20 protein-coding genes and 1 pseudogene are annotated in these 22,170 nt (G+C 73.8%); 9 read left to right on the forward strand and 12 right to left on the reverse strand.

Translation table 11 applies throughout. The features are described 5' to 3' along the window. Positions 1-87: 87 nt before the first annotated feature. Positions 88-1,296: an FAD-dependent oxidoreductase gene (locus tag ACFXPX_RS15230; RefSeq protein ID WP_380641484.1), complete on the reverse strand. Its 1,209-nt coding sequence runs from the start codon at positions 1,294-1,296 to the stop codon at positions 88-90. Between the two features lie 209 nt (positions 1,297-1,505). After that, the gene (locus ACFXPX_RS15235; protein ID WP_380641486.1) at positions 1,506-1,796 is read right to left on the reverse strand and encodes a DUF4287 domain-containing protein; all 291 of its coding nucleotides are present in this window, start codon (positions 1,794-1,796) and stop codon (positions 1,506-1,508) included. A gap of 254 nt (positions 1,797-2,050) precedes the next feature. Here ACFXPX_RS15235 and ACFXPX_RS15240 point away from each other — a divergent pair, with 254 nt between their 5' ends. Beyond that, positions 2,051-2,461: a hypothetical protein gene (locus ACFXPX_RS15240; protein WP_375895091.1), complete on the forward strand. Its 411-nt coding sequence runs from the start codon at positions 2,051-2,053 to the stop codon at positions 2,459-2,461. A 223-nt stretch (positions 2,462-2,684) separates the two neighbouring features. Then, on the forward strand, positions 2,685-3,329 hold the full coding sequence (locus tag ACFXPX_RS15245) for a DUF4360 domain-containing protein (protein WP_380529017.1): 645 nt from the start codon (positions 2,685-2,687) through the stop codon (positions 3,327-3,329). A gap of 195 nt (positions 3,330-3,524) precedes the next feature. On the opposite strand, the gene ACFXPX_RS15250 is transcribed toward ACFXPX_RS15245, so the two are convergent. Then, complete coding sequence (locus ACFXPX_RS15250) at positions 3,525-3,851, reverse strand: hypothetical protein (protein WP_380641488.1); 327 nt, start codon at positions 3,849-3,851, stop codon at positions 3,525-3,527. A gap of 435 nt (positions 3,852-4,286) precedes the next feature. Here ACFXPX_RS15250 and ACFXPX_RS15255 point away from each other — a divergent pair, with 435 nt between their 5' ends. From ACFXPX_RS15255 to ACFXPX_RS15270, 4 genes are all read left to right on the forward strand, one after another. After that, positions 4,287-4,496, forward strand: a complete 210-nt coding sequence (locus ACFXPX_RS15255; RefSeq protein WP_380641490.1) for a hypothetical protein — start codon at positions 4,287-4,289, stop codon at positions 4,494-4,496. Next, positions 4,468-4,998, forward strand: a complete 531-nt coding sequence (locus ACFXPX_RS15260) for a DUF6879 family protein (RefSeq protein ID WP_380529014.1) — start codon at positions 4,468-4,470, stop codon at positions 4,996-4,998. The genes ACFXPX_RS15255 and ACFXPX_RS15260 overlap by 29 nt, the downstream gene beginning before the upstream one ends. Positions 4,999-5,024: 26 nt before the next feature. Beyond that, positions 5,025-5,873 carry a helix-turn-helix domain-containing protein gene (locus tag ACFXPX_RS15265; protein ID WP_380641492.1) on the forward strand — a complete coding sequence of 283 codons (849 nt, stop codon included), beginning with the start codon at positions 5,025-5,027 and terminating at the stop codon, positions 5,871-5,873. A gap of 466 nt (positions 5,874-6,339) precedes the next feature. Then, positions 6,340-7,473 carry a methyltransferase domain-containing protein gene (locus tag ACFXPX_RS15270; RefSeq protein ID WP_380641494.1) on the forward strand — a complete coding sequence of 378 codons (1,134 nt, stop codon included), beginning with the start codon at positions 6,340-6,342 and terminating at the stop codon, positions 7,471-7,473. 74 nt (positions 7,474-7,547) lie between these two features. On the opposite strand, the gene ACFXPX_RS15275 is transcribed toward ACFXPX_RS15270, so the two are convergent. Next, a complete protein-coding gene (locus ACFXPX_RS15275) occupies positions 7,548-8,906 on the reverse strand; it encodes a Fic family protein (RefSeq protein ID WP_380641496.1) in 1,359 nt (452 codons plus the stop codon). A gap of 182 nt (positions 8,907-9,088) precedes the next feature. Between ACFXPX_RS15275 and ACFXPX_RS15280 the strand changes: the two genes are divergently transcribed. Then, entirely contained in the window at positions 9,089-9,301 is a 213-nt protein-coding gene (locus tag ACFXPX_RS15280; RefSeq protein WP_380401193.1) for a hypothetical protein, read from the forward strand. Between the two features lie 143 nt (positions 9,302-9,444). Here the strand turns inward: ACFXPX_RS15280 and ACFXPX_RS15285 are convergent, their stop codons facing one another. From ACFXPX_RS15285 to ACFXPX_RS15310, 6 genes are all read right to left on the reverse strand, one after another. After that, entirely contained in the window at positions 9,445-10,230 is a 786-nt protein-coding gene (locus ACFXPX_RS15285) for a hypothetical protein (protein WP_380641498.1), read from the reverse strand. 25 nt (positions 10,231-10,255) lie between these two features. Beyond that, positions 10,256-12,385 (reverse strand): protein kinase, encoded by a 2,130-nt coding sequence (locus ACFXPX_RS15290; RefSeq protein WP_380641500.1) that lies wholly within the window; start codon positions 12,383-12,385, stop codon positions 10,256-10,258. Beyond that, positions 12,382-14,592 carry a protein kinase gene (locus tag ACFXPX_RS15295; RefSeq protein ID WP_380587377.1) on the reverse strand — a complete coding sequence of 737 codons (2,211 nt, stop codon included), beginning with the start codon at positions 14,590-14,592 and terminating at the stop codon, positions 12,382-12,384. Before ACFXPX_RS15295 ends, ACFXPX_RS15290 begins: the two co-directional genes overlap by 4 nt. Before the next feature lie 305 nt (positions 14,593-14,897). Further along, the gene (locus ACFXPX_RS15300) at positions 14,898-15,716 is read right to left on the reverse strand and encodes a glycoside hydrolase family protein (protein WP_375896396.1); all 819 of its coding nucleotides are present in this window, start codon (positions 15,714-15,716) and stop codon (positions 14,898-14,900) included. 91 nt (positions 15,717-15,807) lie between these two features. Next, positions 15,808-16,593, reverse strand: coding sequence for a thaumatin family protein (locus ACFXPX_RS15305; RefSeq protein WP_380587374.1), 786 nt, complete (start codon positions 16,591-16,593; stop codon positions 15,808-15,810). 21 nt (positions 16,594-16,614) lie between these two features. Continuing rightward, positions 16,615-17,595, reverse strand: coding sequence for a hypothetical protein (locus ACFXPX_RS15310; RefSeq protein WP_380587371.1), 981 nt, complete (start codon positions 17,593-17,595; stop codon positions 16,615-16,617). Between the two features lie 352 nt (positions 17,596-17,947). Between ACFXPX_RS15310 and ACFXPX_RS15315 the strand changes: the two genes are divergently transcribed. Continuing rightward, entirely contained in the window at positions 17,948-19,240 is a 1,293-nt protein-coding gene (locus tag ACFXPX_RS15315; protein ID WP_380641502.1) for an FG-GAP-like repeat-containing protein, read from the forward strand. Between the two features lie 106 nt (positions 19,241-19,346). Further along, on the forward strand, positions 19,347-20,918 hold the full coding sequence (locus ACFXPX_RS15320) for an FG-GAP-like repeat-containing protein (RefSeq protein WP_380641504.1): 1,572 nt from the start codon (positions 19,347-19,349) through the stop codon (positions 20,916-20,918). A gap of 77 nt (positions 20,919-20,995) precedes the next feature. On the opposite strand, the gene ACFXPX_RS15325 is transcribed toward ACFXPX_RS15320, so the two are convergent. Both ACFXPX_RS15325 and ACFXPX_RS15330 read right to left on the reverse strand, forming a co-directional pair. Continuing rightward, complete coding sequence (locus ACFXPX_RS15325) at positions 20,996-21,397, reverse strand: tetratricopeptide repeat protein (protein WP_380641532.1); 402 nt, start codon at positions 21,395-21,397, stop codon at positions 20,996-20,998. A gap of 72 nt (positions 21,398-21,469) precedes the next feature. Next, positions 21,470-21,610, reverse strand: a pseudogene (locus ACFXPX_RS15330) (hypothetical protein); the annotation flags it as partial. Positions 21,611-22,170 lie beyond the last annotated feature (560 nt).

Genomic DNA, 22,170 nt, shown 5'->3' on the forward strand with positions numbered 1-22,170 from the left:
CCAACACCGGCTCCGCTCAAGGGCGTTAGCCCGCCCTCGCCCGCCCGCAGGACTCCCTTCCGCAGACCCCCTCCCGCAGGTGTCCGGTCAGCGCTGGCCGACGCGTTGCTGTCCGGTCCGGCGGGAGTCGGCGACGATCGGGAAGGCGTAGTCCCGCATCCGGCTCTCGTACACGCCCACGGCCCGGGCCAGGCCCGGGCCCGGGCCGGTCGCGTCGGCCAGGGCGCGGCTGAGTTCGGCGGCGTCGCGGACGGCGGTGTTGGCGCCCATCGCCAGGACCGGGCTCATCGCGTGGATCGCGTCGCCGATCAGCGTCACCGGGCCCGGCTCCCAGGGTGGCACGGGGGCGGAGGTGGAGATGCGCAGCGGGAAGAGCGAGGCGGTGTCCCACCGGGCGAGCAGGCGGTGGACGTCCTCGTGCCAGCCGTCGCCCAGCAGCCGCAGCGCGAGTTCGCGCAGGGCGGCGGGCGGCAGCGTGCGCAGGTCCGCGGGGGCGGGCATCGCGGGGTGGTCGGCGGGTGCGCCGACCATGCACGCGAGGTAGTCGTGGGCCGGGGGCAGATCGAGGGCGGGGGTCCGGGCCCGGCCGGCCAGGTCGGGCCGGGTGGCGAACTCCACCGGGCCCAGGCCCAGATGGGCCTTGCCCGGGCCGTCGGTGACCACGGTGAAGATGCTCTCGAAGGCCCAGCCCGGCAGGGCCTCGCGGGTTCGCCCGTCCAGTGGGATCCGGCCGTAGACCAGCCGCAGGCCGGCGTCCTCGACCCGGGCCGCGGGCAGCAGGAGCCGGCGCACCGTCGAGTTGACGCCGTCGGCGCCGACGATCAGGTCGCCGGTCGCGGTCCGGCCGTCGGCGAAGCAGGCGGTGACCCGCCCGTCGTCCTCGTGCCGGTAGGAGGCCAGTTGTGCGCCGTGGTGCACCCGGTCGCCCAGTCCGAGGAGCATGATCCGACGCAGCGTCGGCCGGTCGAAGGCGTGCGGGCCGACGCCCGCCGCCTCGAAGCCCGCCGTCGGGTCCGCGGTTCGGCCCGTGGCTCGGTCCGCCAGGACCTCCAGGTGACGGTTGCGGACCGAGACCCGGGCCGGCGGTGCCCCGGCCGTGGCCAGGCAGAGCCCGAACAACTCGGCGGGCAGGCAGTGCCGTAGGGCGGTGAGGCCGGGTTCGTCGAGTTGGATGCGGTAGCCCTGCGGCCGGGCCCCGGGACGGGCGTCGCGCTCGTGGACGGTGACGTCGACGCCTCGCTCGCGCAGGCCGTGGGCGAGCGCGAGCCCGCCCAGTCCGGCCCCGATGATGATCACACGGTACGGAAAAAGCACAGTCCTCTGCCTTCGTTCAGGACGACGAAGGAAGCACCGGGTTCCTCGCAGAGGAACGAACACCGTGTGGGGCGCCGCTCAGAAACACCATTCAGGAGCGGATTTTTTCGCGCATTCCAGCCAGCGCCGACGACCGTAGCACACCCCGAAACGGCCCGACCCCGGCCCGGCCCCGGTCCGGCCCCGACCGTTCACGCGGGCCTGGTCGCCCTGCCGTCCAGCCACAGGGTGTCGGAGGCGTCGCGGTGCGACCCCGTGGTGCCCACGTGCCGGGCGTCGATCTTCGCGCCGTGCTTGAGGACGTGGACGAGGGCCATGCCGTGGCCGCGGCCCAGTCCGTAGTCCTCCTTGAGCCAGGCGAGGATCACCCCGGCCTTCGTGGCCGGGGCGTCGAAGCCGAGCTGCTCGGCGAGCGCGACGAACTGGCGCGGCGTCAGGCCGGTCCTGGTCTCGATGGTGTCGAGGTACGCCTGGAAGGACATGTGCTCTCTCCTGCTCGTGTCGGTGTGTTCAAGGGGTAGACCGGCCCGGGCGGCGAAACTCATCGCCCGACGGCCGGGAACTTCCGGACCGGCCGCGCCGCCCGGGCGTCGCCCGGCGGCCCCTCGCGTACACGTGCGTTTGTTAACATCGCGGCCCGCGCGGACACTTGGGGGGCCGCGCACGGGGAGACGGAGCGAGATCCATGAGCGTGCCCACCGAAGTCTCACGGTTCCGTCTGGGCCACCGGACGAGCATGACCCGCACCGAGGGGCTGCGCAGCACGACCTACCACTCGCAGTGGCACCTGTTCCCGCTCGGCGCGAGCCGGCGCCCGGAGTCGGGGTCCGTCGTCCTCGACGCGTACTGCGGCGACTGCCGCCTCCCCATCAAGGTCGTGCTGGAATCCGAGCCGACCGCCGCACAGAAGCAGCGCACCCGCACCACCTCCGGCTGGCTCCTGCTCGCGGCGGGCATCGCCCTCATCGCCGTCGCCTGCCTCATCGGCGGCGGCGGAGCCGTCCCCGGCCTGTCGGGCGTGACCGGCCTGATGGCCGTGCTCATCAGCTTCGCCGTACGCAACGCGGGAAAGACGTACCCGGGCGTCCACCTGGACCGCAACCAGCCCGCCACCAAGGACACCCCGCACCGGATCTTCGTCCACTGACACCACCCGACGGCGCGGGCGGGGACGTTCCGCCCACCCGCGCGGCGCCCTGTTTCCGTACGTGGGTGAACGACGCCCCGACCGTGCGGGCCGTTTGAGTGACCGAATTGTCACCTTCTGTACTCGGGTGCGCGGTGTGTGGTGCGATGCCGACGTGTAGATCCGGGGGCGGGCGCGGAGACCGACGCCCGCCCCCGGACCCGTGGACGGTCGAAGGGAAACCATGGTGCTCCGCGTGCTGGCCGCGACTGGTGTCGCCACCTCACTGTTCGGCTCGTCGGCCTTCGGCGGCAGCCCGGCCCCGCCCCCACCCCCGCCGCAGGAGCGGATCGTCATCGACAGCGTGGCCGTCAACGGCACCGGCTGCCCGGAGGGGACGGCCGCCGTCGCCGTGTCCCCCGACAACACCGCCTTCACCGTCACCTACAGCAACTACCTCGCCCAGGTGGGGCCCGGGGCGTCGCCGACGGACTTCCGGAAGAACTGTCAGCTCACCCTTCTCGTGCACGTCCCCAGCGGCTACACCTACGCGATCGTGTCCGCCGACTACCGCGGCTTCGCATCACTGGCGCCGGGCGCCTCCGGCACCCAGCGGGCCCGCTACCACTTCCAGGGCGACCCCCGCACCACCACCGCGACCCACCACTTCAAGGGCGGGTTCAACGGCGACTGGCAGACGGCCGACACCGCGCCGGCCGCGGCCCTGGCCTTCGCCCCCTGCGGGGAGGAGCGCAACCTCGACATCACCACCGAACTGCAGGTCGACCGCGGCACCTCGAGCCCGGGCGACACCAGCTTCCTGGAGATGGACTCGACGGACGGCACGGTCAAAACCGTGTACCACCTGACCTTGCGGCATTGTCCATGACCTCCTGACGCCGCGCCCGCCGCCCCCGGGCGGCGGCGGGCGCGGCCGGACTTCCAGGTGCCGGCGAGGCCGGGCAGCGGGTCGCTCCCGTCAACCTCGGAACAGCACCGGGCCTCCCAGGAAGACCCGTAACCTCGCGGCGGGTAGCCGGTGTCCTACGGCTTCCGGAGGGACGCCGGCCGGGTGCGTTGGGTGCTACGAAGGGCAGCGGGGGATGTTGGGGTCCCGGTCGACGGAGCGGGCGTTGCCGTCCGCATACCCGGCGAAGACGTAGACGGTGGGTAGGACGTTGGTCCATCCGTGGCCGTCGTTCCAGAAGATCCGGTTCGTGCGGTACCAGGTGTCGCCGTAGTTGCCGATGCTCTCGCCGACGGTCCAGCACTGGGCGATGATCGCGCCACCGGGAGGTACGTCGGCCCACCCGTCCTTCGAGCTGGTGTTGGGAGCGTCGTAGAGGCCGACCCAGTGGCCGACATTGATCGGGACGTAGTCGTCGGCGTGAGCATTCCCTACGGCAGACACAAGCGCGCCGACACTCAAAGCCGCAGCCGTCGTGACCGCCGCCGTACGGCGGCCGACCCTGAACCTCATGTAGTACCTCCTGTTGTCCGGCCCTCTGCCGTGCAGACGACAGCGCAGTTGGAGCGGGAGCTCTCCCGGGCAGATTGCCTCTCCACAGCCATCGCAGGGAACGACGTTCGCCGGACATTCCCCTGACACTTCACCTCACAGCTCCCCGGCTGCGCCCGGCAGTCGCACCCCTCGCTGCACGAGCCGGGGCACGCCGTACGGCCAGCGCGGACGCGAGCCGCCCGGCTGCGCCCGCACGCCCTTGACGGATCGTCAGCACTGCGGAACGGTGACGCGCAAGTGACCGCAACCGGCGTGGTGCTGGAGGGTGTCGTGGGGCTAGATTTCGTGGGGATCGACCCTGAGACGGGGAAGGAAGGGTCGCCCATGGTGCTGCTGGACAACGACAAGCAGGAGTTGGTGATTCAGGGGTTGAAGGCGGACGACGCACTGAACGCCGAGGTCGGCGGGACGATCTGGGTGGAGGGGCACGATCCCGGTATTCCCGGTCACGAGGCCGTGATCCGCATCCCGTACCGGATGATCCCGATTCTGCGAAAGGCCTGCGATGACGCAGAGCGTGATGAGCTTCTCTGACCTGCTGGCCGCCGCCCGGTACTCGGCGGTCCACCTGGAGATGCGCGACAGCTACGGTGTCCCGGACGAGGCAGAGGCCGTCGAACGGTTCCGACTGACCGGCGAGTCCGACCTCGACCCGGAGTCGGAGTACTGGCGGGACTGGACGGCCATGCTGCGCGAGGCGACCGAACGGGGTGTGGCTGTCCGCCGGGCCCGGATCGTGTCCGAGCCGGTCACCCTCTACACGCGGTACCTGCACGCCATGACGCCGGTCAACACCGCGGCCGGCGAGGACGTCCGCTGGCTGCCGCGCCGCGACGCGTGCGACCTGGCGTTGCCCGGCGCCGACTTCTGGCTGTTCGACGACCGCGTCGTGCGGTTCAACCACTTCACCGGTGACGGCGACTGGGCCGACCCGCGCACCTCCGACACCGAGGACCCCGCCGTCGCGAAGCTCTGCGCCACCGCGTTCGAAGCGGTGTGGGAACGGGCCGTCCCGCACGAGCGGTACACCGTCTGAGCCCGCCCACGCCGAGCAGACAGCCCATGCCCGCCTCGCCCTCATCCAGTGCCCAGGCCGCCCGCGCCGCGCTCGCCGTCCGGCTGCGCGAGCTGATGCTGGACGCCGGGATCGACGGCAAGGAGTTGTCCGCCCGGTGCGGTTGGCACCCCTCCAAGACCTCCCGGATCCTCAGCGGAAAGTCGGCGCCGTCCGAGGCCGACCTGCGCGCCTGGTGCACCGCGTGCGACTCCGCCGACCAGACCGGCGACCTGATTTCCTCGCTGCGCGCGGTGGAGCTGATGTACCTGGAGTGGCGCCGTGTGCACCGCACAGGCATGCGGCAGGTGCAGCAGGAGTCGCTGACCTTGCACCACCGGACCGCGGTGTGCCGGGCCTACGTCTCCAACGTCGTCCCCGGCTTCCTCCAGACCGCCGCCTACGCCACCGCCCTGATGCGCTCGATCACCGAGTTCCAGGGCACCCCCGACGACGTTGCCGAGGCGGTCGCCGCCCGCACCGAACGCGGCCGGCTGCTCCACGACGGCCGCCACCGGTTCGTCATCCTCATCGAGGAGACGGTGCTCCGCTACCGCATCGGCGACGCGGAGACGATGGCCAGCCAACTCGGCCACCTGCTGGCCGTGATGCCCCTGCCGTCGGTCTCCCTCGGCATCATCCCCTTCACCGCGCAGCGCAGGATCTGGCCGCTGGAGGCCTTCTACCTCTTCGACAACGACCAGGCCTGCGTAGAGACCCTGACCGCCGAGGTCACCGTGACCCAGCCCCGCGAACTCGCCGACTACCACCGCGCCTTCGCCGAGCTGGCGAAGCTGGCCGTCCACGGCGCGGCGGCCCGGGCACTCATCGCCATCGCGATCGACACCCTCGGGTGAATCCCCGCAATCACCCGCAATCGCGTTGAACACGCTAGCGGTGACTCCCTACCGTCGAACCGTCGCCCGCCGTGACGGACCGGACACCCGGTTCCCGGCGGGCGCGCCGGGGCCGCTGCGCCCGCCTGACCCCCCGTCGGGTGGGCGCAGCCGTCACCGCCCGCGAGGGAGCGGAGTACCGCCATGGTCTGCCGTCCGGTGCGCACCGCACTGCGCGGATGTGCGCGTTCGCGGCCCGGCGTGGCTCGCGCGGGCCGGGCAGGCCCGCTACTCCTCCCGGCACCGGGAGGCACCGTCACAGCGGCGACAAGGGAGGTCGGCATGGATCACGACGGAGGCCACGGCGGCGCGGGTTCGGGTGGCGGTGGCGGCGAGGGGGACGGGCATCCGGGCACTCCGTGGACGCCGCCGTCCGACCCGCCGTCCCCGGACGGCGGCCCCCCGCCCGGGGACGGGGCCACCGCAAGTGACGCTCGCACCTGAGCAGGAGGACCGCCCGCCGGGGCGGTCCTTCCCCGTCGCCGACGCGTGGACGTCGGCCTTCGACGCCGTCCCGCGCTCACTGTTCCTACCGGACCTGGTCTGGGCCCACGACATGGCCACCGGGAAGAGCCGGCCCGTCGACCGGACCACCGACGAGGCGGGCTGGTTGGCGGCGGCCGCCGCGGACATCCCCATCGTCACGCAGTGGGACGACGGAGAACACCGGGGCGCCGAGCCCGGCACCGTACCCACCAGCTCCGCCTCGATGCCCTCCCTGGTCGCCTCTATGCTGGACGACCTCCAGGTGGAGCCGGGGATGCGGGTGCTGGAGCAGGGCACCGGCACCGGCTGGAACGCCGCCCTGCTCGCGCACCGGCTCGGCGACGCGAATGTGACCACGGTCGAGATCGACCCCGGGATCTCCGCCCGGGCCCGTACCGCGCTCACGAGCGCCGGCTACCGGCCGACCGTCGTCCGTGCGGACGGCGAATCCGGCCACCCGCCCGGCGCCCCGTACGACCGGATCATCGCGACCTACGGGCTGCGCGAGGTTCCGCGGGCCTGGATCGAGCAGACGAAGCCGGGCGGGCTGATCCTGGCGCCGTTCGGCACCCACTACTCCAACGCCGACGCCCTGGTCCGCCTCACCGTGACCGGCGACGGCGCCGCGAGCGGCCCGTTCCTCCAGCCGGTGGAGTTCATGAAGATGCGCTCCCAGCGCCTGCGCCGGCCGCAGCACCCGCCCGGTGGCGGGAGCGTCGCCGAGTCCACCACCACCGCCGTCCTGCCGCCGCACGGCACGTTCGACCCGTTCCCGCTCGCCGCCGGCCTGCGCCTGCGCGACGTCGTCCACGCGATCCAGCCGCACGACGACGGTGCCCGCACCCTGTGGCTCTACTCCCTCACCACCCCGGCCTGGGCGGCCGTGACCTTCCGCGACGGCGAGGACGTGCACCCGGTCCGCCAGTACGGCGGCCGCCGCCTGTGGGAGGACTTCGAGCGGGCTCTCGCCTGGTGGCACGAGGAGGGCGAGCCCGGCATCGCGCGCCTCGGGCTGACCGTCACCCCGGACGGCTGGCGCGCCTGGCTGGACAACGCCGGCCGGCCGATCCGGTGAGCCCGCCGTCCGGGACCCGTCCCGGGTGATGGCGGACCGGTTCGGGGTGTCGGGGCGTGGGTCGCTCCAGTCTCCTACCGGGCGGCGGCGCAGCGCCTGAGATCGAGCTCGACGGAACGGCACAGGCTCAGCGCGTCCTGCGGGTCGTCGGCCCGGTGGCCGAACCGGCGGACGAGTATCACCGAGTCGAGGGTGCGGCCTTCGCGGGCCAGTACGAACAGCAGGGTGAGCAGGGCGGCGCGGGCGTTGCCGTCGTCGAACGGGTGGAAGAAACAGACGTCCAGGTGGGCCCGGGCCGCCCTGGCGGCCAGCGAGGGCCGGCTGTCGGTGGCCTGCGCGAGACAGGCGTCGAGGCGGGTGCCGGTGTCGGGGCCGATCCCGTAGCGCTCCTCGCCGCCCTTGGCGAAGGCGGGGCGGGTGCGCAGCGGCGGCGGCTCGGGTGTGCCCAGGACGTGCTGCTGCCAGCTGCGCAGCAGCTCGAAGTCGAGCGTGGCACCTCGCGCCGCGTCGGCCCGCACCAGCTCCAGTGCGGTGAGCAGGCCGGCGGCGCGGGCGGGGTCCACGGCGGCGTCGAAGGAGCGGAAGTCCTCCGCCGCGCTGTCGCGGGCGGCGGCCGTCGGCTCGTGGTCCGCGCCGTCCGTGCCGGCCTCGCCGTCCGGCCACGGCACGCTCTCGCGTACCGCGAGCCAGCGCTCCAGGTGGTCCGGGAGCCCGCCCGGGGCCGGCGACCAGTGGGTGTCCTGCGGGCGCAGCGGGCCGACGAGCCGTTCGGCGACCTCCTCCGCCAGGACGGTGTCCGGCGCGGTCCAGCTCTTGAACCGGCCGCCGACCGCCTGTCGCACCAGCCGTTCGGCCGCCTCGGGGGCGACGCCCCAGTAGGTGAGGAACCAGCCCAGGACCTGCTGGCAGTGCCCGTACCAGCCGCTCTCGGCGCCGGTCCGGTCGGCGACCTGCAGGATCAGGTTGCGGGCGGCGCGCTCCCACAGGATCCGGTCCGCCACCAGGGTCTCCGGGTCCAGGGGGTAGGCCTCGAACCACCGCGCGAGGTGCTCCAGCCAGTCGCGCCACTCGCACAGCGAGGCCACGACCCGGTCGAGGGTCTGCTCCGCGGTGGTGATCGAGTGCGACCCGCAGCACCAGTTCCCGACCGGCCCGCCGTCGACGTCCGCCTCGCCGACCGACCAGCGCCACCCCGCCGCCCACCGGCCGTAGTGCTCGATCAGCACGTGGGTCATGGCATCGGTCCAGGGCCTGGCCGCCTCCCGCGCCCAGTTGACTCCGATCGGATCGACGGCGGGGTCCGGTCGGGAGGGCACCCGCCGCGCCGGGCCGAGGGAGCGGACCACCTGCGCGGCCGAAGCGGGGTCGAAGGGGTGGGCGGCGGGGTCGACCTCGTCCCAGGTCAGGCCTGCGGGGTAGAGCGCGTTGGACACCGGGTCAGGGTGCCACGGGGGCCAGGGGTCCGGGCAACGCAATTTCCGCCCGCACCGCCCACACCGCCGCATCGCCCGTACCGCCCAGGGACACCCGCGAGGGCTGTGCGACCCCCGCTCCGGCCCCACCGGTTCCGGGAGGGTGGCGACGCGACCCGGTCCGTGCTGCGACACTGTCGATCATGACAGACCACAGTCCTCTCGTAATGCCCACCTTCTCCGCGACCGCCGCCGACACGCCCCTGCCCACCCAGTCCGGCGCGCGCCGGCCGCCGCTCGAGCAGGGCGCCGACTTCCGGCAGCCGCCCGGCGAGACCGCCGCAGTGCCCGCCCCGGCCCGGCGTCCGCTCGCGGTCGGCGGCCTGACCTTCTCCGACCCGGACCGCCAGATCTGACCACCCGGCCGCCTGCCGCAGGCTCCTGACCTGCGACGCTGTCCTCGACGACGGCGAGCAGGCGAGCAGGCGGGTGCCGCCGGAGCCGAGGAGTACGAACTGCGGCTGCGGATCGCACCGTGTAGTCGGGGGCGCCGTGGTTCTCACGCGGTGAGGGTGCCCAGGGCGTCCCGCGCGGCGGCGGTGGCGGCGGCCTCGGCCTCCGAGGGCGGGACGTCCTTCAAGGTGTAGCCGGAGCGGGTGGCCGCCTGGTAGTTGACGGTGATGAGCGCGTTGCGCTGGAGCACCACGAGTTCGATGCGGCCGTAACCCCACGCAACGGTGTAGAGCAGGGTCGCCTTCTCCCCGATGCCGGGGACCGACCGGTCGTCGGTGATCTTCATGGTGCCGGCGCTGGTGGCCGCCGCCGTCCGGGCGCTGCTCAACGTTTCCTGGTAGATGCTGTCGGTGCTCGGGGACAGCGTGACCAGGACCTGCAGCATGGTCAGGCCCGAGTCCTGGCTGGTCCAGCTCCCGCCCGTCACCGGTATGCCCCCGATCGGCTTCTGCTCGGTACAGGGGGCGCCCTTGGCATAGCGGGCGACCGTCTCGGGGTGCACCAGCGAGCAGCCGGCCGCTGAGGCGGTGTAGAGCGCCGCGGACGGGGACGCCGGGCCGGAGGACGCGACTGCGGCGGAAGAGTTCGCCGCGGACGAGGCGGTCGCGGTCGGCGTGACGAGGTTGGCCACCAGGCCCAGGACGAGCGCGGCGGCGCCCGCGCCGGCCGTGATGCCCCCGAGCAGCCAGGTCCACCGCCGGGCGGGCCCGCCCGGGCGCAGGTCCGCCGGGTCGGGGAGGGTGGCGGGAACGGCCTGGGCCGGCAGGGCGCTCGTGCGCGGGAGGGTGGGCAGCGGCTGGGTCGCCGGAGGGGTGTCCTCGATCTCGGCCATCTCGTACGGAACCCTTCGAAGGCTGTCAGCCGCCGGCTGACAGGTGGTAGGCGGTCAGGGTGGGCCCGTAGCCGACCAGCAGGGCCGCGTCCTGGACCAGGACCTGCGGGTCGCCGGGCTGGCGGGCGAAGGTCTGGTGCCACTGCGGGCTGCCGTCGGCGCCGGCCAGCGACTGGAGGGCGATCCCGCCCGTGTCCGTGGGCGCGGTGACGAGGACCGAGTTCCCCCAGGAGCCCCGGACGGTGGCGGCGCCCTGCGCCGACGGCCAGGTCCACGCGGTGGCCCCGGTGCGCGGGTCGGTGCCGGACGCGCCGTGCGGGCCGCCGGTCGCGACCAGGGCCGCGACGTCCGCGCACCCGGTGATGGCGCCGGTGTGGGTGCCGCTCCACAGCCGGGCGCCCGTGGTGTCGAAGGCCGCCGTCGGGATCTGCCCGTCGGTGGCCGTCGTCCCGGAGACGGGCAGGCAGGTGAGCACCGCTCCACGGAGCGCGAGCGAACCCAGGTAGGAACCGGCGGACATGGTCGCCGAGGCCGGCGGCAGGCCGCTGGGCCGGCTCCACTGGGCGGTTCCGCGCCCGCCGTCCACGGCGGTCAGGGCGCGGTCCGGATCCAGGGCGTACAGGTTGGTGCCGCTCGGCGGCGCGTACAGCTCCTGGGCGTCCAGCGACCAGCGTTGGCGCCCGCTCGCGCGGTCGAGTGCCAGGAAGCGGAAGGTGCCGTCGGCGAGCAGGGCCGGATCGCCGAGGACCGTGACGACCAGCAGGCCCGCCGCGTCCATGCCCTGGACGCGGAAGGAGGTGCCCAGCGCGGCACCGCTCCACAGTCTGCGCCCCGCGGCCGCGTCGTAGCCGTGCAGGGCTCCGTCCGCCCCGGTGACCAGCAGCAGGCCCGGCAGCGGCAGGGCGAGGGCCTGCGCACCGGGGACCGGGTCGGACGAGCGCCACAGGTCGGCGCCGCTGCGCGCGTCGCGCGCCCGCACCGAGCCGTCCTGGTCCACCGACCACACCCGCCCGCCGTCGCCGACCGGGGACGCCCCCGCCTCCGAGGTGCTGGTCCACAGCACCCGTCCGTCGGAGCGGGCGTAGCCGACCGCCCCCGTGCGGTCCGCGCACACCACCGCCGCCGGGCCGCAGGCCACCGGCGCCATCCCGGCCCGGGGGAGGGGCGCCGACCAGGCCTTCGGGGGCGCCCCCGCGTTTCCCGGCCACAGCAGCCGGGTGGCCCCGCCCGCGGCGGCCGTGGCGAGCAGCGCGCCGCCGAGGACGAGCAACCGGCGCCGGGTGCCGTTCGGATCGCTCAGCACCCGGGCCAGTTCACGCTCACGCCCGCGTACGGTCCGCTCCGCCCCGCCCATCCAGTCGGTGCCGACCGCCGGGCCGTACCGGAAGGCCTCGGCGAGCTCGGCCGGTGCGGGCCGCCGGGCCGGGTCCCGGTCCAGACAGCGCACCAGCAGTCCGGTCAGCTCCGGCGGCGCCCCGTCCAGGTCAGGGGGCTCCTCGGAGGCCCGGTAGACCAGCACCGCGGGCGGCCCCTCGCCGAAGGGCGCGCGGCCGGTCGCGGCGAAGGCCAGTACGGCGCCCAGCGAGAACAGGTCGCTGGCGGGGGTGAGGGTGCGGCCCGCCGCGTGTTCGGGGGACATGAACCCGGGTGTGCCGATGATCTGGCCGCTCGCGGTGGGCAGCGCGTCGGCCGTCGGCTTGCTGATCCCGAAGTCGATGACCCTCGGGCCGTCCCGGGCGACCAGGATGTTGGAGGGTTTCAGGTCCCGGTGGATGATCCGGGCGCGGTGGACGGCCGCGAGCGCCTCCACCAGGCCCGCCCCCAGGACGTGGAGCGCGGGCCGGGCGAGCGCGCCGTGCCGCGCCACCGCCTCGTACAGCGACGGTCCGGCGACGAACTCGGTTGCCAGCCAGGGGAGTTCCGCCTCCGTGTCGGCGTCCACCACCGCCACGGTGTAGGCCCCGTTGACCGATCTGGCCGCGGCCACCTCCTGGGCGAACCTGCGCCGGAACTCCGGATCGGCCGCGTACTGCTCCTGCACGGTCTTCACCGCGACCGGGCGCCCGCTGCCGGTGGCGGCCAGGTAGACGGCGCCCATGCCGCCCGCGCCGAGTCTGCGCAGGACGCGGTACGGGCCGATGCTGCGCGCGCTCATCCGGCACCGGCTCGGAAGGCGCGCAGCGTGGTGGACGAGGCGCAGTAGAGCGTCGGGCCGTCGGCCGCGGTGGTCCACAGGCCCTCGTCGGAGGGCGGCCGGGCCACCCAGCGGACCGTACCGCGGGCGGCGTCCAGGACGGCCGTCCCGTACGGCCCGCCCTGCAGCGGGACGGCGAAGAAGCCGTCACCCGCGCTCGGAGCCCGGAAGTCCCCGCTCGCACTCGGAAGGGTCACGGCCGCCACGGTGCAGTGCCACAGCCCCCGGCCGGTCGTGACGTCCAGGCAGTAGGCCGTGCCCTGGGCCCCGGACAGCAACAGCCGGTCGCCGCCGAGCGCACAGCCGAAGACCGCCTGCGGGACCGGGGGAGCCGTCCAGCGCTGCCGCCCGGTCGCCGCCTCCACGGCCACCACCGTCCGGTTGGCGACGACCACCAGCAGGTCGCCGGCGCGCAGCAGCCGCGCGGGCACCCCCGCGCCCGCGGGTGCGAGGCCGGCGGCCTGCCAGCGGGACTCGCCGGTGCGCAGGTCCAGCGCGTGCAGGACGTCACCGTCCCGGTAGTAGCACCTGCCGTCGGCGACCAGGCCCATCGCGCTGCCGGAACCGCTGTACAGGGACTCCGAGTGGCGGGCCATCGACACCGCCAGGTTCTCGGCGACGTCGTGCTGCCACAGCACCTCGCCGCTGCCCGCGTCGGTCCCGGCGAGGAGCCCGCCGCCGGTGGCGGAGGTCTGCCGGGCCGTCACCACGGTCCGGTCGTCCGCGCCGAAGACCCGCAGGGTCATCGCGGCGTACATGTGCTGGTCGGCGGGCACGGCGAGCGGGATCCGGTGGGTCTGCGCCGAGGCGTCCAGCCACACCAGGCTCGCGAAGTCCGGGGACGTCCCGTAGAGCAGCCCGCCCTGCGCCTGGAAGAACTGGACCTCCTGCTGGGACCATGCCGTACGCCCCGTCGAGGGGTCCACACCGGTCGCGCCCGTGCCCTCGGTCCACCACACCGGCGTCGAGCCGACGAGGGACAGCTGGTGGAGGACCGTCACGCCGCTGAACGGCCGGCTCCACAGCGGGGCCGGCGCACCGGGCGAGGCCCCGGCACTGCCCGCGCCGCCCGCGTCGGCTCCCCACGCGTCCACGGGGTCACCGACCATCGCCGCCCCGGCCGCCGCCCGGGCCCGGCGGGTGAGCAGCAGCGGCACGCCCACGGCCGCCGCCGCGCCCGCGCCGAGCCCGGCACCGAGGCCCAACAGCCCGCGCCGGCTCAGCGACCGCCACGCCCGCACCGCCCGCGCGGGCGGATCCGCGGGCGGCGCCGCCAGGTCGATCCCGGCCTGCCGCTCCCGGGCCTCGAAGTCGGCCAGCAACCCCGGACTCAGCAGCGCCGCCGGATCGGCCGGGGCCAGCGCGGCCAGCACGGCCGCCGCCGTGGGCCGCCGACCCGGGTCCTTGTCCAGGCACGCGGCCACCAGCGGGCCCAGCGCGGCGGGCACCCCGGACAGGTCCGGCCACTCGTACACCACCCGCCGGTTGATCTGCGCGGGCTCACCGGCGCCGAAGGGGGTGCGGCCGGTGAGCGCGTACACCAGCAGGCAGCCGAGCGAGAACACGTCCGAGGAGGCGAAGGTGACGGACGCGGAGACGACGCGCTCGGGGGCGATGTAGCCGGGGGTGCCGCACACCATGCCGGTCCGGGTCAGGTGGACCGCGTCGAAGGCCCGGCTGATCCCGAAGTCGATGACGCGCGGACCGTCCCGCGCGATCAGCACATTGCCCGGCTTGAGGTCACGGTGCACCACCCCCGCCGCGTGGATCGCGGCCAGCGCCTCCGCCAGCGCCGCCCCCAGCGCCCGCGCACCCGCCTCGCCCAGCGGACCGAACCGCCGCACCACCTCGCCCAGCGACGGCGCCGGCAGGTACGCCGTGGCCATCCACGGCCGCGGACCGCGCGGCTGGGCGTCCACCACGGGCGGCGTGTGGAACCCCGTCACCCGCCGGGCGGCCTCCACCTCCTGCTGGAACCGGCGCTGGAACTGCGGGTCCTCGGCGTACTCGGGCCGGATGACCTTCACCGCGAGCAGCCTCAGCCCGGGCGAGCGGGCGAGGTACACCACCCCCATCCCGCCCTCGCCCAACGGCCGCAGCAACTGATGGGGGCCCACGAACACGGCCGCCCGCGCCCCGGTGCCCTCGCTGTCACCCTTGGCAGCCACCAAGCCTCCCCCGTGCCCTCGCCGCCGTCACCAGACAGAGTGGCACGGACAGGTCATCCGGTGGACCCCTTCCGTCCATCGAAGGCCCCCCGTCCGGCGGGCGGGAGGGAATCGGCATGTGCGGGATCACCATCGGACTGACCATCAGATTTCCGCCCCCTCAAGCAACTTCGCGATCTGCGCCGCTCGGCCGGAGCCGCCGGTGACCACGCTCGACCCACTCCGCGGCCTGCGTCGGCAGGCCCTCACCCGCGCGAGCCACCCGGCACCGCCCGGCACCCGCTGACGGGCGCCGGGCGGTGTGCTCAGCCGGCCGCGCGGTAGGCCTCGCCCATCCGGTTGGGCGTCGCCCGGTGGTAGAGACCGGTGCCGCCGCGGTCCGCGGAGAGGGTGAACCACGCGTAGCGTTCGACGAAGGGGAGCCCTTGGAGCATGGCGGTCGACTTCGTCACGAACGCGGCCTGCTGCTCCGGCGTCGGGTATCGCGGGGTGCCGCCGGAGAAGTCGATCAGGGCGTACTCGGTGAGCCAGATCGGCTTCTTGTAGCGGTCGTGGACGGCCTGGAGGTAGCTGCGCAGCTGACCGGTCGCGGCATCGGCGCGGAAGTCCGAGCCGTACCAGTGCAGGGGGATGAAGTCGACCTTGTGGTGGCGGGCGGCGGCGCCCTTCATGAACTGGTCGAGCCAGCCGCCCGCGACGTCGCCGCCGCCCGCCACCGCGGGCGCCCCCAGGCGCATCCCGGTCGACTGGAGCCGGGGCCACAGGTCGAGGGCCTGGGAGACGCTCATGGAGGCCTGGCCCCGCAGGTCGGGCTCGTTGAACCCGAGCAGGGTCGTGCCCTCCTTCCGGGCCGTCGCGAGCTGCGCGTCGGTCACCGAGCCCGCGCCCCAGATCATGGGGACGAACTCGACGCCGGCCGGCGGCCTGATCTGCTGCCGGTCCGAGGCCCAGGTGTAGAACCAGCCCACCCTGGCGTCGGCCATGGCCTTGGTGACGTCGGTGAAGTTCCAGGCGCTCACGCCCTTCTTCTTCGCCGGGGCGGCGGACGCGTCGCCCGTGGTGCCGACCGTGAGACAGGTCAGCACGGCGAGCAGGGCGGCGAACAGACGTGTTCGACGTGGCAAGGCGTTCCTCTCCTTCGATCAGGCGGTCGTGCCGGGGCTCTCATCCGGCCGGGGCGCTCACGCGGCCGGGGCGCTCACGCGGCCGGGGCGCTCACGCGGAGGGCCCGAAGGTGACGGTGAAGCCGCTGCAACGGCTGCACTGCTGCATCACCTTGTTGCCCGGGACCTGGTCCTGCTTGGACCACGTGTAGGCCTTGGGGCACTTCGCGCTGAGCGCGCGGCTGTAGTCGCTCTGGGTGTCGCGGCTGGGGTTGGTGCACAGCAGCGGCTTGCCGTCCGGCCCGCGCGTCAGGTCGGCGGGCGGGCAGGAGGGCAGCAGGTCCTTCGCGCAGCCCCTGGTGTCGCAGCCCCCGCCCGCCGGGATCGAGGCGTTCACCGGGGTGATCGTGACCGGCAGCGAGAACGCGTTCACGTAGCTCACGTCGTACCAGGGGGCGGCGCCGTCCTTGGCGTCGAAGTTGAACTCGGCGAGGCTGGCGGGCTGTTCGCCCGTCGTGCAGTGGTCGGCGAACGGGCCGCAGTCGCCCACCCGGCAGTGGAAGCCGTTGCCGGAGGCCCCGCCGCAGTCCTGGCGGGCGAAGAACTTCCCCCGCCAGTGGAACGGGGCGGTGGTCTCGGGGATCGTCACCGTCGCCGACTGCCCGGGAGCCAGGACCGGCAGCCGGCTGAACTGCTTCGACCCGTCGGCGTTGACGCCGCTTCCGATCCACAGCCGCTGCGACGAGTGGTTCACGAAGGTCACCGTGTGGTTGACCGCCGCGACCGCGTCCGAGGCGGGCCCGGTGCGGGCCGGCGCCGCCGCGCCCGCACCGGGCAGCACCACGGTCAGAGTGGCGGCCGCCGCCGCGACGAACAGCCTGGTCAGGAACCTTCGCATGACGTCTCCGTTCCGTTCCGCTCAGCAGGTCTTGTCCGGGTGGTCATGGGTGATGGCGCAGATCATCGCCTGCGCACGGCCGTTGGTCGGGTACCTGCGCCGGAGCTCGTCCTTGAAGTCGTTCCACTGACGGGTGATGTCCTTGACGGCGAGGTCGTAGGCGCGGTCGAAGTTGTGGCCGACGGCCGAGCGCGGGGTGTCCTTGGTGTCCTTGTTCAGCACTCCGTCGTGGGTGACGCGGTTCGCGCAGTCGGACACCGTTCCGCTGTGGTCGCGGTCCGGGTAGCAGCCGGTCGCCAGGTCGTGCGGGATGTGGGCGGTGGCGTCCTTGGCCCAGTCGGGCCTGCTCATGGAGCTGTAGCGGGCGATGGAGAAGAACGCGGGCAGGTCGGTCCTGCCCAGGCCCGGGGGGTTCTTGACGCCGACGGCTCCCGGGCCGGCCTGGTCGACCCAGTTGCTGTGGGCGTAGAAGTCCTCGATCTGGTGCCAGCCGCGGCCCAGGTCCTCCAGCACCTCGCACTTCGCCCGTCCCGGCCGGTCGTTCCAGTCGCAGGCCGGGGAGATGGCGGTCTGGGCGGCGACGACGTGCCCGTTCGCGTCGACCAGCCGGTCCGCGGCGGCGGCGGCCCGCTTGAAGTTGTGGACGGAACCGTCGACGCAGTCGATGATCTCGGCGTCGGCCTGCCCGCGGGTGCGGGGGTAGCGGCTGTCGTACCGGGGGTCGAGGTAGTCGGCGTTGTCGCAGTGCAGCTTGCCGATGCCGAAGTACTCGCCGTGGTCGTTGGCGACGATGGCGCCCGAGTTCCCGTCCGCCATCGCCGTCAGCGAGGCCGGGTGCCAGCCCGCGGCCCCCAGGGCGGCCCGGGTGATCCTCTCGTGGTTGCCCCCGCTGAAGGCCTGCGCCGGTGTCGCGGCGCCGAGGGCGACGGAACACAGCAGTGCGACGCAGGCGGCGCCGGGAACGCGCAGGCGCTGCCGGCGGGAAGCGGGGCGGGGATCCACGGGCTCTCCAGGGTGTGCGACGGACGTCTTCGACGTGCGGGCGGGCGTGCGTGCGGGCGCGGCGTCCCGTCCGTACCGCGCGAGTCCACGGCGGAATCCGGTGACGGACCGTCATGGACCGGGCAGCTCGTACGTACGCTAGCTGTCATGTCCGCCTCGCGAAAGGCCGCCCGGCCCGCCGAGAAGAGTCGGAGCTGTCGGGTGCGGAGGTGGTCCGTTCCGCAACGGTGCACGGTTGGTTGATTGTTGGGTCGCTGTTGGAGCACCCTGCCAGCCTCGTGGCGTCACCGCGTGACCGGTCCGGCAGCGAAGCCGGGCCGGTCGCGCGCACCCAACGCCAGAGGCAGGACACGTGAAGATCAGAGTTCCCCGATTCCGCCGGATCAGAGCCGGCCTGACCGTCGTCGCCGTGCTGGTGGCCGGCCTGTCGTTCTCCGCCGGCCAGGCGTCGGCCGACGTGCATCCCTTGGCGTTCCAGATCCAGAACAAGGCGACGGGGCTGTGCCTGGTGGGAACCACCGACATCGGTGCGTGGCCCGTCGCACTCCAGCCCTGCGGCAGCAACGACAACCAGTACTTCGTCACCGGGTACCAGAACCAGATCGTCGACGGCTCCATGTACTACGGCGGTTCCTGCCTGGCGACGGACGGCTCCAACGTCCTGACCGTGGGCTGCGGCAGCCACGACTACGGGCTCGCCTGGATGGAGCTGGGGGTGGACGGCCGCTGGACGAGCGTCGCCAGCCCCAAGGGCTGCTACCTGAAGGTCGCTCAGGGCAACCCCGTCTGCAGGACCGGCTTCCAGGGCGATGACGCCCAGTGGCGCATGATCAGGACGCACTGGGACCACCACAAGGGCACCGAGGCCGGCAACGGCCGCGTGAAGTGGGCGGACTTCTGGGGCCGGGGCAAGGACGACTACATCACCATCGGCGCCACCGGCGCCGTCACGGTCTGGCAGAACAACGGCGGCGACGGCCGCGGCGACTGGGGTTCGCCCGTCCAGGTCGCCGCCGGCATCACCGCGGACCCCAACCGCGTGCGCTTCGCCGACTTCGACGGCGACGGGCTGCCCGACTACATCGCCGTCAACCCGGACGGCTCGGTGCACGTCTACCTCAACCGCGGCGGCGACACCGGCGGCGGCTGGCAGGACATGGGCACCGTCGCCACCGGCGTGACCACCGACCTCAGCCGGGTGCGCTTCGCGGACATCGACGGCGACGGCCGGGCGGACTACAACGTCATCAACCCGGACGGCTCGGTCACCACCTACCTCAACCGCGGCGGCGACACCGGCGGCGGCTGGCAGAACATCGGCATCTCCGCCACCGGCCTGACCACCGACCAGAGCAGGGTCCGCTTCGCCGACCTCGACGGCGACGGCAAGGCCGACTACACCGTCATCAACGGCAACGGCTCGCTCACCGCGTACCGCAACGTCGACGGCCACGGCCAGTGGTCCGCCATGGGGCAGATCGCCACCGGCGTCACCACCAACCAGAACGCCGTCGTCCTCGCCGACTTCACCGGCGACAACCGGGCCGACTACATCACCACCAACCCGAACAACTCGGTCAACGTCTACCGCTACGACGGCGGCAGCAACTGGACCAACCTCGGGCAGGTCGCCACCGGCGCCTGACACCCGTGACCGGCGCCGGCCACCCGTCGCCGGCGCCCGAGGGGGCTCCGGTCCGTCAACCGGAGCCCCCTCCGCAACCGAACGACCGCACGTCATGGGGGAGACCTTGAAACGCATCCTGGCCCTCGGCCTGAGCACCCTGCTCGCCGCAGCCGCCGCACCGGCCGCCCACGCCGCCGCACCGGCCGCCGCGCACGCCACCACGCCGGCCACCACCACTACCGCCGCACCCTCGCTGCGCGTGATGCCGCTCGGCGACTCGATCACCGCAGGCGCCGGCAGCGCCACCGGCTCGTCCTACCGGGCCCCGCTGTGGAGCCTCGTCGCCGGCCAATCCCGCTACACGGTACGGTTCGTGGGCTCCCAGGCCGGCGGGCAGCTGCCCGACCTCGCCCACGAGGGCCACTCCGGCGACATGGTCGACGACCTGCGCGCCGGCATCGACCAGTGGCTCGCCGCCGCGCACCCGGACGTCGTCCTGCTGCACATCGGCGTCAACGACCTCGACCGCGGCGCCGACCCGGCGCACGCGCCCGAGCGCCTCAAGGCCCTCCTCGACCGGATCTACGCGGACCGGCCCGGCACCGCCGTGGTCATGGAGGGCGTGATCCCCACCACCCAGGGCCTCCAGGAGTCCCCGGCCGTCTACAACGACCGGGTCCGCCAGCTGCAGGCCGTCGAGGCCCAGGCCGGGAACTCCTTCCGGTACGTGGACCCGCCCGCCCTGAGCCCCGCCGAGATGTCCGACCGCCTCCACCCCAACGACAGCGGCTACCGGCGGATCGCGCAGGCCTTCTACGGCGGGCTGGACCAGGCGTTCTCCGACGGTGCGGCGCGGGCATCCGTGGCCTCCGACACCGCCAGCGAGTCGGGCGGCCTCGGCCGCGTCCGGTACGCCGACTTCGACGGGGACGGCAAGGCCGACTACCTCACCATCGGCGCCGACGGCGCGGTCGACGTCTGGCTGAACAAGGGCGGTGACGGGCGCGGCGGTTGGCAGCCGCTCGGCCAGGTCGCCACCGGTGTGACCACCGACCCGGCCCGGGTGCGCCTGGCCGACTTCGACGGGGACGGCAAGGCGGACTACGAGGTGATCAACCCGGACGGCTCGGTCCGCGTCTACCTGAACAAGTACACCGGCGGCCAGGGGAGTTGGCAGGACATCGGGGTCGTCGCCACCGGTCTGACCACCGACCCGACCAGGGTGCGCCTGGCCGACTTCGACGGGGACGGCAAGGCCGACTACGAGGTGATCAACCCCGACGGCTCCGTGCACGCCTACCTCAACAAGTTCACCGCAGGTCAGGGGAGTTGGCAGGACCTCGGGACCGTCGCGAGCGGTCTGACCACCGACCAGAGCCGGGTGCGCCTGGCCGACTTCGACGGCGACGGCAGGGCCGACTACGCCGTCATCGACCCCAGCGGCGCCGTACGGATCTGGCTGAACCGCGGCGGCGACGCCAGCGGCGGCTGGCTGGGCATCGGCCAGGCCGCCAGCGGGCTCACCACGGACCAGAGCCGGGTGCAGTTCGCCGACTTCGACGGCGGCGGCAACGCGGACTACATCCGCACCGACCCGCCGTCCAACGCCGCTCTCGTCTACGCCTGGAACGGCGGTGACGGCCGCGGGGGCTGGACCGGCCTCGGCCAGGTGGCCGGCGGAGTGCCCACCGGCTGACCGTACGTGCCCCGCGCCGCGCGGCCGACCGTACGTGCCGCGCGTGCCGCCCGGGCCCCCGGGCGGCACCGGCACGTTCAGCGCCGCACGCCCCGGAGCTGTTCGAGGCCGTCGAGGCTCCGCCGGAGCAGGGCGGGGATGGAGTGGTCCCGGCTGATCCCGGCCGCCTGCTCGAAGCAGGCACGGGCCTGCGGGAGCCAGCCGAAGTGGGCGTGGGCCCGGCCGGTGATGATCAGGCAGTCGGCGATGCCGCTCATGTCCCCCAAGCCGCGGCGGATCGCCAGCGACTCGTCGAGAGCGGCGAAGGCGTCCTCCTGCCGGCCCAGTCCGACCAGGCAGTCGCCGATGTTGGCCAGCGTCACGGCGACGTGCGTCAGGTTGCCGCGGGCCCGGCAGGCTTCGAGGACCCGGCGGAAGTGGGTGTGGGCGGCCTCGAAGTCCTCGTTGCGCAGGTACGCCGTGGCCAGGGCCGCCCGCACCCTGATCGCGCCCTCCTCCGCTCCCGTCCGCCGCTGGAGGGTCCAGGCGTCCTGGGCGTACTCCAGGGCCCGGCCGCCCTCGCCCCGCTGACCGAGGGCCATGGACAGGTTCGCCAGGACGGTGGCCCGGCAGACGTCGTCATCGTGTCCGCCGTCGAGGACGGCGAGTGCGGCCCAGGTGGTCTCGATCGCCTGGTTGTTGCGGAAGGCCATGCCGTGGGAAGCGCCGAGCCGGCGCAGCGTCCACGCCTGGCCGAGGCGGTCCCCGCGCTCTCGGCGGACCTCAGGGCGAGGTTCAGGCAGGTGTCCCACTCGCCCGTCCACCAGAAGGTGTTCGCGTACCCCATGAGCCAGATCGCGAGCCGCCAGGTGAGATCGGGGCGGGAGGAGTCCGCGGCACGGCGGATCACCTCCTTGATGACGGGCAGTTCCCGCCGGCACCAGTCCAGGGCGTGCTGGGGGTCGGTGAAGACGGGCACCGGTGCGGCGGGAGGCTCGGCCAGGCGCGGCGCGCCCGCCGCGTCGACGGCCGTGCTGGCGGCCTCCAGCGCGAGCGCGTACCAGACGCCCAGCCGCAGCGCGGCCTCCTCACGGGCCCCGGCGCTCTCCTCCTCCAGGGCGCGCTGGGCGGCGAACTCCCCGAGCAGGTCGTGGAAGCGGTAGCGCCACTGCTCCGGCGTCTGCACCAGGTGGACGTCCGCGAGCAGTTCGAGCAGGTCCGCGGTGTGCTCCCGGGGCCGGTCCAGCAGGGCGGCCGAGGCGTCGACCCCCAG

This window comes from Kitasatospora sp. NPDC059146, from assembly GCF_042786665.1.
Lineage (GTDB): Bacteria > Actinomycetota > Actinomycetes > Streptomycetales > Streptomycetaceae > Kitasatospora.